The sequence below is a fragment of the Burkholderia sp. BDU5 genome, from assembly GCF_001522845.1.
GTDB lineage: Bacteria > Pseudomonadota > Gammaproteobacteria > Burkholderiales > Burkholderiaceae > Burkholderia > Burkholderia mayonis.
On sequence record NZ_LOWC01000165.1, the window covers coordinates 45,143 to 58,745 of the forward strand.

Here is a 13,603-nt window from a genome sequence, read left to right on the forward strand (position 1 = left end):
CAGCGGCAAACCCGCCCGCTTTGTAACCGCCCGTAAATCCCGGCCGCCGCGCCGCCTCCCTCTTCCGTCCCCTTCTCTTCGCTTCCTTTGCGCCGCTTGCGCGAGCGGGCATTTGACAGTGTTTCACACGCAAGTTTCCGCAGCGAATCGTTACAACTTGAAACGGCGTGCCCACGGCGTTTGATCGACACTTAGCTCCAGAAAATAACGCACGATCGTGTGCGGCACGCTTTGCATGGGATCGGAGCAACGGATAAAGCGCTCGCTCCGATCGACACCGGAGAGTCGAAAATGGACAACCAGAACCAGAACACCACCACGCAACAACGTCAGCGCATCCATCCGCTCGTCGCGACGGCCGCAGGCGCCGTCATCATCGCGAGCCTCGCCGCGACGGCCGCCGTCACGGGCCTGTTCCCGAAGGCGAGCAGCACCGATGCGCAGAACCCGCAGACGCAGGCCGCACTGATCGCGTCGCAGCCGGCCGTCGACACGGCCGCCGCGGCGAGCGCCGCACTCGCCGCGCAAGCCGCGCAGCAGCAGACTGCGGAACGCCAGGCGGTCGCACAAGCGGCGCCGAAGCCCGCGCCGCGCCCAGTTCATCATCGCCGCGCGTCGACCGCGCCGCAGCCGCCGCAATATGCGCAGCAGCCGTATCCGCAACAGCAGCAGCAATCGACGTACTGCGCGACCTGCGGCACCGTCGCCGCGATCGTGCCGGTGCGCACGGCGGGCACGAGCTCGGGGATCGGCGCGATCGGCGGCGCGGCCGCAGGCGGCCTCGTTGGCAATCAGTTCGGTCACGGCAACGGCCGCACCGCGATGACGATCATCGGCGCGTTGGGCGGTGGCCTCGCCGGCAATGCAGTCGAAAAACAGGTCCGCAGCGAAACCGACTATCAAGTCCAGGTGCAGATGCAGGACGGCTCGACGCGTACGTTCACGTACCACAACCCGCCGCCGTTCGGCCAAGGCCAGCGCGTGCGCGTCGAGAACGGTTCGCTCGTCGGCGCGTGACGCGAACGCGCGGCGTCGAGGCCGCGCGTCGCACGCCCGCTGGTCGGCCGCCTCGACAGTATCGGCCGACCATGAAAAAAACGGCTCGTGATCGCTTCACGAGCCGTTTTTCTTGACGCGATCGCCGCAGACTTCGCCGAAGCGGCGCCGTCGCGATCCGGTTGGTTGCGCCGTTGCGCTGTCAAGCGACCGATTGCGGGGCGACACCATCGATTGCGGCGCACATCGGTCCCACGCACGGCTATCGAACACTCGCCATCCGCGCACGGCGCGCGACCGCGCCACGTCGCTCCGCCAAGCGGCCGCGCCCGTCGATCGACGACAATCGACACCGATCGGCGCGGCCCCGGTCCATCAGTCTTCGTCGTCGAAGTCCGATTCGTCGATCCAGTGCGCCTGGATCGCCTCGAGGATCTTCTCGCCCGAATGCTTCGGATCATCGTCGAAACCATCCAGCGCCAGCACCCACTGGCGCAGATCGACAAAATTGATCCGCTGCGGATCGACGTCCGGATGCTTGTCCGCGAGCGCGATCGCGATCTCGCGGGAATCGGTCCATTTCATCGTCGAACCTCCTCGCCGTCAGTGATTTTCTTTCGCGTGGTTGATCGAGTACTTCGGAATCTCGACCACCAGATCCACGTCTTCCTTCACGATCGCCTGGCACGACAGGCGCGACGTCGGCTCGAGGCCCCACGCCTTGTCGAGCAGGTCGTCCTCGTCTTCCTCGGACGGTTCCAGGTCGTTGAAGCCTTCGCGAATGATCACGTGGCACGTCGTGCACGCGCACGACTTCTCGCACGCGTGCTCGATCTCGACGCCGTTGTCGAGCAGGTTGTCGCAGATGCTCTTGCCGGGCACGGCATCGATCACCGCGCCGTCCGGGCACAATTCGACGTGCGGCAGTACTACGAGTTGAGGCATGTTCGTTCCGTTCGTTCAGCCAGTGCGCTGCGCCGGCGGCCGTTCGGCCGCGCGGCGCAGTTCGTTTTCAGATCTCGTCGAGCTTGCGGCCGGCAAGCGCCCGCTTGATGCTCTTGTCCATCCGGCGCGCCGCGAAGTCGTCGGTGCCCTCGGCGAGCGCCTTCGTCGCCGCATCGATTGCGTTCGTGTCGTCGCTCGTCGCGAGCGCGCGCAGCGACGAGACGAGGCCGTCGACCGTCGTGCGCTCGTTCGCGTCGAGCAGATCGCCGTCGGCGGCGAGCGCCACCTCCGTCGCCTCGACGAGGCGCTGCGCCTCGACCTGCGCCTCGCGCAGCGCGCGCGCGCGCATGTCGACCTCGGCCGTCTTGAAGCTGTCCTCGAGCATCCGCGCGATGTCGTCGTCGCCGAGGCCGTACGACGGCTTCACGACGACCGACGCCTCGACGCCCGAGTGCTGCTCGCGCGCGAACACCGACAGGAGACCGTCCGCATCGACCTGATAGGTCACGCGAATCCGCGCGGCGCCCGCCGCCATCGGCGGAATGCCGCGCAGCTCGAAGCGCGCGAGCGAGCGACAGTCGGACACGAGCTCGCGCTCGCCCTGCACGACGTGGATCGCCATTGCGGTCTGGCCGTCCTTGAACGTCGTGAATTCCTGCGCGCGCGCGACGGGGATCGTCGAGTTGCGCGGGATGATCTTCTCGACGAGACCGCCCATCGTCTCGACGCCGAGCGACAGCGGGATCACGTCGAGCAGCAGCCAGTCGTCGCCGCCGCTGCGGTTGCCGGCGAGCAGATCCGCCTGGATCGCCGCGCCGAGCGCGACCACCTGATCCGGATCGAGATTGACGAGCGGCGGCTGGCCGAAGAATTTCGCGACCGCGTCGCGGATCACCGGCATGCGCGTCGCGCCGCCGACGAGCACGACGCCCTTGATGTCGGCGGGCGTCACCTGCGCGTCGCGCAGCGCCTTGCGGGTCGGCGTCAGCGTGCGCTGCACGAGCGGCTCGACGAGCGCGGCGAATGCATCGCGCGTGACCGTCTGCACGAGCTTCGTGCCCGTCGACAGCTTCACGTCGAGGTGCGTCTCCTGCATTGCAGACAGCGCTTCCTTCGCGCTGCGCACGCGATCGAGCAGCAGGCGCACGTCTTCGGGCGCGAGCGTCTCCGCGTCGATGCCGGCCTGCGCGAGCACGTGCGCGAACAGCGCGTGATCGAAATCGTCGCCGCCGAGCGCGGAATCGCCGCCCGCCGCGAGCACTTCGAACACGCCCTTCGTGAGCTTCAGGATCGACAGGTCGAACGTGCCGCCGCCGAGGTCGTAGACCGCGTAGAGGCCTTCCGAACCATTGTCGAGCCCGTACGCGATCGCGGCTGCGGTCGGCTCGTTCAGCAGGCGCAGCACGTTCAGGCCCGCGAGCCGCGCGGCATCCTTCGTCGCCTGGCGCTGCGCATCGTCGAAGTACGCGGGCACCGTGATCACCGCGCCGACGAGCTCGTCGCCGAGCGTGTCCTCGGCACGTTGGCGCAGCGTCGCGAGAATCTCCGCCGACACCTCGACCGGGCTCTTCACGCCGTCGACCGTGCGGATCTGCACCATGCCGGGCGCATCGACGAATTCGTACGGCGCGTTCGCCGCGCCTTCGACTTCCACCTTGCCGCGCCCCATGAAGCGCTTGACCGACACAATCGTGTTGCGCGGATCGAGCGCCGCCTCTTCCTTCGCGGTGTGACCGATCCGCCGGCCGCCCTTCTCGAGGTAGCGGACGACGGACGGCAGCAGCACGCGGCCCGCGTCGTCGGGCAGCGCTTCCGGGATGCTGTTGCGCACCGCGGCGACGAGCGAATTCGTCGTGCCGAGGTCGATGCCGACGGCGAGGCGCCGCTGATGCGGCGCGGGCGCCATGCCGGGTTCGGAAATTTGCAGTAAAGCCATCTGTGTGTTCGATGAGGGCCGAAGCCCCGCTTGCATCGCGTGCGTCACGCGCGCGGTTAGTGTTCGAGGCGCTCGATCTGAGCGCCGATCTCGGTCGACACGCGCTCGACGAACATCAGCTGCCGCACGGCTTCCGCCGCGCCCTGGTCCGAGCCGCTGTCGAGCAGCGCCCCCAGCTTCGCGAGGCGCGCGCGACGCTCGTCGCGCATTTCGGCGAGGAGCGCGTCGAGCTCGCCGACGTTCTTCGCGGCCGCCGCATCCTCGATGCGCTCGCGCCACTCCATCTGCTGCATCAGGAACGCCGGCTCCATCGCCGTATTGTTCTCGGCGCCGACGTCGACGCCGCGCAGCGTCAGCAAGTACGTCGCCCGCTTGAGCGGATCGCGCAGCGTCTGATACGCCTCGTTCGCGCGCGTCGCCCATTGCATCGCGATGCGCTTTTGCGCGTCGCCCGCCGCGGCGAAGCGATCCGGGTGCACCTGCGACTGCACGGTGCGGTACGCGGCGTCGAGCGCATGCTCGTCGAGCGCGAATTGCACCGGCAGGCGAAAGAGATCGAAGTGGCTGTCTTTCAGCGAAACCATCGCGTAGTAGCTGTAGCGCTCAACTCGTTGTCGACTGCGGCACGACGTGGACCGATATGCCGCCCATTAAAAAGGCGGCCCGCGCCGCCCCTTGCCCGCCTCACGCGGATCAGCCGTCACACGCGGAACGATTCGCCGCAGCCGCACTCGTCCTTCACGTTCGGGTTGTTGAACCTGAATCCCTCGTTCAATCCCTCGCGCGCGAAGTCGAGCTCGGTGCCGTCGATGTACGCGAGGCTCTTCGGGTCGACGAAAACCTTCACGCCATGGCTTTCGAACACCTGATCCTCGACGGCGAAATCGTCGACGTACTCGAGCTTGTACGCGAGGCCCGAGCAGCCGGTCGTGCGCACGCCGAGCCGCAGGCCCAGCCCCTTGCCGCGCCGCGTCAGATACTTCTGCACGTGTTGCGCAGCCTTTTCGGTCAGTGTGATAGCCATAATGTCCCTGGTCGCACGGAGCGAGCCCCGTGCGTCATGCGTCTAAACCAAAACCATCGACGTCCGTCGAACCCGCGGCGCCGCTTACGCGGCGACCTTGCCGTCTTCAGCGCCGTCGTGACGCTTCTTGTAGTCGGCCACGGCCGCCTTGATCGCGTCCTCGGCGAGGATCGAGCAGTGGATCTTCACGGGCGGCAGCGCGAGCTCTTCGGCGATCTGCGTGTTCTTGATCGAGAGCGCTTCGTCGAGCGTCTTGCCCTTCACCCATTCGGTCACGAGCGAGCTCGACGCGATCGCCGAGCCGCAGCCGTAGGTCTTGAACTTCGCGTCCTCGATCACGCCGTTTTCGCCGACGCGAATCTGCAGCTTCATCACGTCGCCGCACGCGGGCGCGCCGACCATGCCGGTGCCGACCGCGTCGTCGTCCTTCGAGAACGAACCGACGTTACGCGGGTTTTCGTAGTGATCCAGAACCTTGTTGCTGTAAGACATGATCAAACTCCTTGCTTCGTTTCGTCTGCGCGGCGCTCGGGCGCCCGCGAATAAAGTCGCTGCGCTCAGTGCGCCGCCCATTCGATCGTCGACAGATCGATGCCGTCCTGATGCATTTCCCAAAGCGGCGACAAATCGCGCAGCTTCGCGATCTTGCCCTTCAGCAGATCGATCACGTAGTCGACTTCCTGCTCCGTCGTGAAGCGGCCGACCGTGAAGCGGATCGAGCTGTGCGCGAGCTCGTCGTTGCGGCCGAGCGCACGCAGCACGTACGACGGCTCGAGCGACGCCGACGTGCACGCGGAGCCCGACGACACCGCGACGTCCTTGATCGCCATGATCAGCGACTCGCCTTCGACGAAATTGAAGCTGATGTTCAGGTTGTGCGGGATGCGGTGGTCGAGGTCGCCGTTCACGTAGGTTTCCTCGATTTCCGACAGGCCGCGCAGCAGCTTGTCGCGCAGCATCCGGATGCGCTCGTTCTCGGTCGCCATCTCTTCGCGCGCGATGCGGAACGCTTCGCCCATGCCGACGATCTGGTGCGTCGGCAGCGTGCCCGAGCGCATGCCGCGCTCGTGGCCGCCGCCGTGCATCTGCGCCTCGATGCGCACGCGCGGCTTGCGGCGCACGTAGAGGGCGCCGATGCCCTTCGGGCCGTAGGTCTTGTGCGCGGAGAACGACATCAGGTCGACCTTCAGCTTCGCGAGATCGATCTCGACCTTGCCCGTCGCCTGCGCGCCGTCAACGTGGAAAATGATGCCCTTCTCGCGGCAGATCTCGCCGATCGTCGCGATGTCCTGGATCACGCCGATCTCGTTGTTCACATGCATCACCGACACGAGGATCGTGTCCGGGCGCAGCGCGGCCTTGAACACGTCGAGGTCGACGAGGCCATCGTCCTTCACGTCCAGATAGGTCACTTCGAAGCCTTCGCGCTCGAGCTCGCGGCACGTGTCGAGCACCGCCTTGTGCTCGGTCTTCACCGTGACGATGTGCTTGCCCTTGCCTTGGTAGAAGTGCGCGGCGCCCTTGATCGCGAGGTTGTCGGATTCGGTCGCGCCGGACGTCCAGATGATTTCGCGCGGGTCGGCATTGACGAGTGCCGCCACCTGCTCGCGCGCCTCTTCGACCGCGCGCTCCGCGTCCCAGCCGTATGCGTGGCTGCGGGACGCCGGGTTGCCGAACTGCTCGCGCAGATACGGCACCATCTTGTCTACGACGCGCGGATCGACGGGCGTCGTCGCGCTGTAGTCCATGTAGATGGGCAGGTGGGGGATCTCGTTGTTCATCTATCGCTCCGGATATGCGTTCAGTGCGGGGACTATTCGTTGTGCTGGCCGCGTTCAGTGCGCGGCAATCATGAGCTTGCGATGTTGAAAACCGAATTCGGACCGAGCGGGACCGTGCGGACCGGCTCGACGCTCGCCGCGACGGACTCCGGCTTGCGCTTGTCGCGCAGCACGGCGGGCGTTCCTTCGCGGGCGCGCTGCTGATCGACGAGATCCTGCAGCGACACCGAATCGAGGTATTCGACCATTTTCTGGTTCAGCGTCGACCAGAGCTCGTGCGTCATGCAATGGCCGTCGGGCTGCTTCGTGCCTTCGCACGCGCCCTTGCCGCCGCATTGGGTCGCATCGAGCGGCTCGTCGACCGCGATGATGATGTCGGCGACCGTCACGTCCTGCGCGCGGCGCGCGAGGTTGTAGCCGCCGCCCGGCCCGCGGACCGATTCGACGATTTCGTGCCGGCGCAGCTTGCCGAACAATTGCTCGAGGTAGGAGAGCGAAATCCGCTGGCGCTGGCTGATGCCTGCAAGCGTCACCGGGCCTTGCTCCTGGCGCAGCGCCAAGTCGATCATCGCCGTGACGGCGAAACGGCCTTTTGTGGTGAGTCTCATGGTATTGAATGGGCAGCAATCTTGACGATTTTGGTCAAGTATAAATATTTGACCAATTTAGTCAAGTATCCCTGCTCCTAAAAGGGGTTGTATGCGGCGCTTCAGCGCGCCGTTTCACGCAAGCTTTCGAGGAGGCCGCGGCACGCGTCCTCGCACTGATCGAGCACCTGCTCGAAGCCGCGCGCGCCGCCGAAATACGGATCGGCGATTTCGCGCGCCGACGCGTCGCTCGCATATTCCATCAGCAGCCGGATCTTGCCCTGATATTGCGGCGGGCAACGCTTGTGCAATTCGGCGAGATTGGCGGAATCCATCGCGAGCACGAGATCGAAGCGCTCGAAATCCGCCCGACCGATCTGCCGCGCGCGTAGCGCCGACAGGTCGTAGCCCCGTGCCTGTGCGGCCTGCTGCGCGCGTACGTCGGGCGCGTCGCCGACGTGCCAGTCGCCGGTGCCGGCCGAATCGACCACGATTGCTTCGTCGAGCCCCGCGGCCGCCACCTGATGACGCATCACACCTTCAGCGGTAGGCGAGCGGCAGATGTTGCCGAGGCAGACGAAACAGATCGCGACGCTTTTCATCACGCGGCCAGAAAATCGCGGCGAACCGCTCGGATGAGTAACGTGCCATTATACAAAAGCACACCGATTCCCGCTTGCGGCAGATCCGGCTTCACAACGCCTTCGCGCTGGCGAGCGGCGCGCCGTGCGACGCGACCGGCAGCGCCTGCGACGCGTCGTCGACGAGCCCGTACGACACCGCGCGCGCGAGTTCGGCCGACGCATCGCGCGCGACCGCGGGCACGCGCTGCGGCGCGGCTTCGGACAGGCACAGGTAAGCGGCGGCGAGCGGCACGACGATCGCAAGCGGCCAGTACATCGATATTGTCTTTCTCATGATGCGACCTCTCTCGGCTGGTGCACTGGGCGTCGCCCAATGCTGACATGTCGAGATTCTATAGATCGCACCTATCGAGATAAATCCACGAATAGCGAACGCAGTGTTGCCCCTCGATGAACAGTCACGACGCGCGGCGTTCCCGGCCCGCGCGCGACGTGCTTGCGCACGGTCAAATCAAGACGTCGACGAATGGTCGAGATGCGTGCGCGACGCCGCGTACAGTTCGCGGAACGTCCTGCCGGCGGGCGCCGGGATGTCGCGCGTATCGGTCCAGCCACGCGCGAACGGGAACCGCCTGAGCACACCTGTCGCGCCGCCCGCGCGCTCGAGCACGCGGACCGCGAGCTTCGTCGCGAGCGCGTAAAGCGTCGGTCGCCGCGCGAAGAAGCCCCACGCGGCGAGCCCCGCCCGCTCGTGCAACGGCCGCAGGCGCCGCTCGACCTGCTTCTCGCGCAGCTTGCGCAGCAGGCCAGAAATCGGGATGCCGACCGGACAGACGCTGTCGCACTCGCCGCAGAGCGTCGCCGCCTGCGGCAGGTCGAGCGCCTGGTCGAGCCCGACGTAGCTCGGCGTCAGCACCGAGCCCATCGGCCCCGGATACACCCAGCCGTAAGTGTGTCCGCCCACCTTCTGATACACCGGGCAATGGTTCATGCACGCGCCGCAGCGTATGCAGCGCAGCATCTCCTGGAACTCGCCGCCGATGAGCCCGCTGCGGCCGCCGTCGACGAGCACGACGTACGAATGCTCGGGCCCGTCCTCGTCGCCGTCGGCGCGCACGCCCGTCAGCAGCGAGAAGTAGTTCGACGTCTTCTGCCCGGTTGCGGAGCGCGGCAAGAGACGCATCGCAGTCGCCAGATCCTCGAGCGTCGGCAGAACCTTCTCGATCCCCGTTACTGCGACGTGCACGCGCGGCAGCACCGTGCACATCCCTTCGTTGCCCTCGTTCGTCACGAGCACGACGGAGCCCGTCTCCGCGATCACGAAGTTGCCGCCTGTCACGCCCATGTCCGCCGACAGGAAATGGGGGCGCAGCACCTCGCGCGCCTCGCGGGTCATCTCCGGGATTTCGGTCAGGCGCGGCCGCCCGTGCGTCTTCGCAAACAACTCGGCGACCTCCTCCTTGTCCCGATGCAACACTGGCGCGATGATGTGGCTCGGCGGCTCGTTGTCGTTGATCTGCAGGATGTATTCGCCGAGATCGGTCTCGATCGATTGCACGCCGAGCTGGCCGAGCACCGCGTTGAGGTTCGCCTCCTCGGTCACCATCGATTTCGTCTTGATGACCTTCTTCACGCCGTGCCGGCGCGCGATGTCCGCGACGAGCTTCGCCGCGTCGGCCGTCGTCTCCGCGTACAACACGGTCGTTCCGCGCCGCGCCGCCTCGCGCTCGAACATCTCGAGCCATATGTCGAGCTGATCGAGCGCGCGATTGCGGCGCGCCTTCAGCTCTGCGCGCGTCGCGACGAAGTCGATCTGCGTGACCGCTTCCGCGCGCCCCGATACGAATTTTGTCGACAGCCTCTTGAGGTTTTCCTGCAGGCGCGGATCGGCGAGCTTTTCGCCCGCGCGCGCCTTGAAGTGCATCGATTGAACTTGCATGGCGGCTCGTGGGGTTCGTGGTTCTCGTCGTGGTTCTCGTCGTGGTTCTCGTCGTGGTTCTCGTCGTGGTTCTCGTCGTGGTTCTCGATCGTGCGTCCAACGGCGCGGCGGATCGCCGGTGGCGTCAGACGTCTCCCGCGAGCACCTGCGCGACGTGCAGCACGCGCGTGTCGCGATCGCCCGTGCGGCGCAGGCGGCCCTCGATGTTCAGCATGCAGCCGAGATCGCCGAGCACGACGGCCGGAGCGCCCGTCGCGCGCACGTTCGCGCATTTCTCGTCGACGATCGCGGTCGAGATGTTGCCGTACTTCACCGCGAACGTGCCGCCGAAGCCGCAGCAGTGCTCGCAGTCCTTCATCTCGTCGACGGCGACGCCGCGCTGCGCGAGAAGCGCGCGCGGCTGCGCCTTCACGCCGAGCTCGCGCAGGCCCGAGCAGGAATCGTGGTACGTGACGGGCCCCTTGAACTCGCCCGGCTCGAGCTTCACCTGCGCGACGTTGACGAGGAAATCGGTCAGTTCGTAGACCTTCGTGCGCAGGCGCCCGTAGCGCGCCATCAGCTCGGGATCGTCGCGAAAGAGATCGCCGTAATGGACGCGAATCATCCCGCCGCACGAGCCCGACGGCACGACGACGTAGTCGAACTGCTCGAACTCGCGCAGCGTCTTCTCGGCGAGATCGCGCGCAAGCGCGCGTTCGCCCGAGTTGTACGCGGGCTGGCCGCAGCAAGTCTGCGCGGGCGGCACGACGACCTCGCAGCCCGCCTGCTTCAGCAGCTTGAGTGCCGAAAAACCGATTTCGGGCCGCATCAGGTCGACGAGGCACGTGACGAACAAACCGACTCGCATAGCCAATCCTTCGAGAAAACGGCGCTCATTATCCGCCGTTTGCGCGGCGAGACTAACGCCGCGCCGCAAAGAGACTCCGCCACGGCCCCGAGCGAGGACTTCCTCGAACACCGTTCGCTTTTTTCACTATACGAGATACAATCGCCGCATTGGTATTTGATGCGGCAATCGATTTCTGACGATGAGCAACCCGAACCCGGATTCCAAGACATCGATCCAAGTGATCGAACGGATGATGCGGCTCCTGGATGCGCTCGCCGCGCACAGCGATCCGGTCAGCCTGAAGGAACTCGCGCAGCGCACCGAACTGCACCCGTCCACCGCGCACCGGATCCTGAACGACATGGTGACCTGCCGTCTCGTCGACCGGTCCGACCCCGGCACGTACCGGCTCGGCATGCGCCTCCTCGAGCTCGGCAACCTCGTGAAAGCGCGCCTGTCGGTGCGCGACGCCGCGCTGATGCCGATGCGCGAGCTGCACAGGCTGACGGGCCAGACCGTAAACCTGTCGGTGCGCCAGGGCGACGAGATCGTCTACATCGAGCGCGCGTATTCGGAGCGCTCGGGGATGCAGGTCGTCCGCGCGATCGGCGGCCGCGCGCCGCTGCACCTGACGTCGGTCGGCAAGCTGTTCCTCGCGGCCGACGAGACATCCCGGGTGCGCGCGTACGCGACGCGCACGGGTCTCGCAGGCCACACACAGAACAGCATCACCGATCTGCCGAAGCTCGAGCGTGAACTCACGCTCGTGCGCCAGCAGGCGTGCGCACGCGACAACGAAGAGCTGGAGCTCGGCGTGCGCTGCATCGCGGCCGGCATCTACGACGATTCCGGCAAGCTCGTCGCGGGGCTGTCGCTGTCTGCGCCCGCCGACCGGCTGCAGGACGCGTGGCTCGGCCAGTTGAGCCGCACGGCGCTCACGATCTCCGAATCGCTCGGCTATCACACGGCGGCCACGAAGGAAATGGATGCGCCGGCGCAAAAGCAGGCTTAGGCGCATAACGCGCGCGAGCCTGCGTCAACCGCTCGCTTCAATCGGCACATCCAACAAAAAGCCCCGCGTTTGCGGTAATGCCGTTCAGTTGAGATCAAAAAGGCCGCTCCGATCGATACCGGAGCGGCCTTTTCCCTTGGTTCTGCAAGGCCAAGCCACGGCGAACCACGCTTAACTGAACTGCATTACCGCGTTTGCGGGGCTTCTTGTTGGGCGACGCGGCGATCGGCCGCGCCTGCGATCAGGTCCCGCCTGTCGACGTGTTCGCCGCCGTCAGACGCTCGCCGCCGCCGTTGTCGAGCCAATTGCGCACGCGCGACGCATCCGCGAAGCGCGAATACTTGCCGAACGAATCGAGCAGCACCATCACGATCGGACGTCCGTGGATCGTCGTCTGCATCACGAGGCACTCGCCCGCTTCGTTGATGAAGCCGGTCTTCTGCAGGCCGATGTCCCACGACGGATTGCGCACGAGCGCGTTCGTACTGTTGTACGCGAGCGTCCGCTTGCCAGTGTTCACCTCGTAGCTGCGGTCGGTCGAGAACTTGCGGATGAGCGGGTACTGGTACGCCGCGTTCACCATCTTGACGAGATCGCGCGCGCTCGACACGTTCTGGCTCGACAGGCCCGTCGAGTTCTCGAAATGCGTGTCGGTCATGCCGAGCGTCTTCGCCTTCGCGTTCATCGCCGCGATGAACGCCGGACGGCCGCCCGGGTAGTAGCGCGACAATGCGGCCGCCGCGCGGTTCTCCGACGCCATCAGCGCGATGTGCAGCATGTCCTCGCGCGACAGCACCGAGCCGACCGACAGGCGCGAGCCCGTGCCCTTTTCGTAGTCGCGATCCTCATCGGTCACTTCGACCTGGTCGGTGAGCGGCGTCTTCGAATCGATGACGACCATCGCCGTCATCAGCTTCGTGATCGACGCGATCGGCACGACCGCATGCGAGTTCTTGTCGAAGAGCGGCTCGGACGTGTTCTGGTCGACGACGTACGCGACGCTCGACCGCAGCGCGAGCGAATCGGGCGTCTCGTGCAGGCCGAACGCCTGGCCGACCGACGGCGGACGCGGCTGGAACGCGACCCGGCGCACGCCGCTGTGGTGACGGCCGTTCGACACGTAGGTCACGCGCTTGCGTGCGCCTTTCGCGCGCGGCTCGGCGCTCGACGATGCAGCGCGCAGCGACTTCTTCGCCGCGCTCTTCTTGCCTTTCGCGCTCTGCGCGGTCTTGGCAGTGGCGGCGAACGCGTCCGCGGGCGCGACGGCGGCCGTGGCCATCATCAGCGAGACGGCGACCGAAACGGCGGTGCCGAGCGCCACGCTCTGCATCATCCTGAGCGGTGCAAACAATTGGGCTTTCATTGGGGTCCGAACAAAACGGCGGGAAGTTTCCGCAAGTGTAGTAAAAGCTGAAAAAATAAGCAATATTAGGCACTTACCGATCTTCGTTAAACCGAAATGTAAGAATCGATCGTGCCGGACCAATCGTTCCCGCCTCTCTCATCGAAAAATACGATGAAGGAAACGAGACTCCCGACGCGCGCGACACACAAATCACTCACCGGTTGATCAGAATATCGGCACTGCGACGGACAAGGTGAAGCAGGGGAAACCACGAAACCGCAGGCGAAGCGGGCCGGACGACCCGCCGACAGGTGTTCGCGCCTGCCGCCACGCCAGAAAACCGCGAGCGGTTCGACAAGCCAGAATGTTAAACGTTCCTCCGCTTCAATCGGTTTACTCGCGTCGCGATGGTGCGCCTGCGTCAATGCGGCTGACCGCCGAACCGGCCCGGGGCACAGTCTGAAACCGATCCCACGGCGACAATGCAACTCATTGTTTTGCCTAAGAATTGTCTGAATTGTGCAATGCACCAAAAGTACTTGACATTCAATTCTGACGCCCTAAAATAAGAACCATTGTTGCGTTGCACAAAGCAGTTTCAGAAATCTGTTCCCCAAAGTTGCGC

At 65.6% G+C, this 13,603-nt stretch carries 15 protein-coding genes; 2 read left to right on the plus strand and 13 right to left on the minus strand.

Going from position 1 to position 13,603, the window contains the following annotated elements:
• Positions 1 to 291 precede the first annotated feature (291 nt).
• Entirely contained in the window at positions 292 to 1,017 is a 726-nt protein-coding gene (locus tag WS69_RS27095) for a glycine zipper 2TM domain-containing protein (protein ID WP_059473726.1), read from the plus strand.
• 354 nt (positions 1,018 to 1,371) lie between these two features.
• Here the strand turns inward: WS69_RS27095 and iscX are convergent, their stop codons facing one another.
• The 12 genes from iscX to WS69_RS27155 all read right to left on the minus strand — a co-directional run bounded on the left by iscX (position 1,372) and on the right by WS69_RS27155 (position 10,639).
• On the minus strand, positions 1,372 to 1,581 hold the full coding sequence (iscX, locus tag WS69_RS27100) for a Fe-S cluster assembly protein IscX (RefSeq protein ID WP_059473727.1): 210 nt from the start codon (positions 1,579 to 1,581) through the stop codon (positions 1,372 to 1,374).
• Positions 1,582 to 1,599: 18 nt separating this feature from the next.
• Positions 1,600 to 1,941 carry an ISC system 2Fe-2S type ferredoxin gene (fdx, locus tag WS69_RS27105; RefSeq protein ID WP_010104990.1) on the minus strand — a complete coding sequence of 114 codons (342 nt, stop codon included), beginning with the start codon at positions 1,939 to 1,941 and terminating at the stop codon, positions 1,600 to 1,602.
• Between the two features lie 67 nt (positions 1,942 to 2,008).
• Positions 2,009 to 3,877, minus strand: coding sequence for a Fe-S protein assembly chaperone HscA (hscA, locus tag WS69_RS27110; protein ID WP_059473728.1), 1,869 nt, complete (start codon positions 3,875 to 3,877; stop codon positions 2,009 to 2,011).
• Positions 3,878 to 3,933: 56 nt separating this feature from the next.
• Positions 3,934 to 4,461: a Fe-S protein assembly co-chaperone HscB gene (gene hscB / locus WS69_RS27115; RefSeq protein WP_059473729.1), complete on the minus strand. Its 528-nt coding sequence runs from the start codon at positions 4,459 to 4,461 to the stop codon at positions 3,934 to 3,936.
• A gap of 116 nt (positions 4,462 to 4,577) precedes the next feature.
• Positions 4,578 to 4,901 (minus strand): iron-sulfur cluster assembly protein IscA, encoded by a 324-nt coding sequence (gene iscA, locus WS69_RS27120; RefSeq protein WP_059473730.1) that lies wholly within the window; start codon positions 4,899 to 4,901, stop codon positions 4,578 to 4,580.
• Between the two features lie 84 nt (positions 4,902 to 4,985).
• Positions 4,986 to 5,393, minus strand: coding sequence for a Fe-S cluster assembly scaffold IscU (gene iscU / locus WS69_RS27125; RefSeq protein ID WP_059473731.1), 408 nt, complete (start codon positions 5,391 to 5,393; stop codon positions 4,986 to 4,988).
• Positions 5,394 to 5,458: 65 nt separating this feature from the next.
• Positions 5,459 to 6,682 (minus strand): IscS subfamily cysteine desulfurase, encoded by a 1,224-nt coding sequence (locus WS69_RS27130; protein ID WP_059473732.1) that lies wholly within the window; start codon positions 6,680 to 6,682, stop codon positions 5,459 to 5,461.
• A gap of 68 nt (positions 6,683 to 6,750) precedes the next feature.
• Positions 6,751 to 7,290, minus strand: coding sequence for a Fe-S cluster assembly transcriptional regulator IscR (gene iscR / locus WS69_RS27135; RefSeq protein WP_059473733.1), 540 nt, complete (start codon positions 7,288 to 7,290; stop codon positions 6,751 to 6,753).
• Between the two features lie 101 nt (positions 7,291 to 7,391).
• A complete protein-coding gene (locus WS69_RS27140; RefSeq protein ID WP_059473734.1) occupies positions 7,392 to 7,871 on the minus strand; it encodes a low molecular weight protein-tyrosine-phosphatase in 480 nt (159 codons plus the stop codon).
• A gap of 91 nt (positions 7,872 to 7,962) precedes the next feature.
• On the minus strand, positions 7,963 to 8,169 hold the full coding sequence (locus WS69_RS27145) for a hypothetical protein (RefSeq protein ID WP_162498976.1): 207 nt from the start codon (positions 8,167 to 8,169) through the stop codon (positions 7,963 to 7,965).
• A 195-nt stretch (positions 8,170 to 8,364) separates the two neighbouring features.
• On the minus strand, positions 8,365 to 9,792 hold the full coding sequence (locus WS69_RS27150; RefSeq protein WP_059473736.1) for a lactate utilization protein B: 1,428 nt from the start codon (positions 9,790 to 9,792) through the stop codon (positions 8,365 to 8,367).
• Between the two features lie 124 nt (positions 9,793 to 9,916).
• Positions 9,917 to 10,639, minus strand: a complete 723-nt coding sequence (locus tag WS69_RS27155; protein WP_059473737.1) for a (Fe-S)-binding protein — start codon at positions 10,637 to 10,639, stop codon at positions 9,917 to 9,919.
• Between the two features lie 181 nt (positions 10,640 to 10,820).
• Between WS69_RS27155 and WS69_RS27160 the strand changes: the two genes are divergently transcribed.
• Positions 10,821 to 11,633 carry an IclR family transcriptional regulator gene (locus WS69_RS27160; RefSeq protein ID WP_059473738.1) on the plus strand — a complete coding sequence of 271 codons (813 nt, stop codon included), beginning with the start codon at positions 10,821 to 10,823 and terminating at the stop codon, positions 11,631 to 11,633.
• 241 nt (positions 11,634 to 11,874) lie between these two features.
• Here WS69_RS27160 and pbpG read toward each other — a convergent pair whose 3' ends face one another.
• Complete coding sequence (pbpG, locus tag WS69_RS27165; protein ID WP_156438427.1) at positions 11,875 to 12,996, minus strand: D-alanyl-D-alanine endopeptidase; 1,122 nt, start codon at positions 12,994 to 12,996, stop codon at positions 11,875 to 11,877.
• Positions 12,997 to 13,603: the final 607 nt, after the last annotated feature.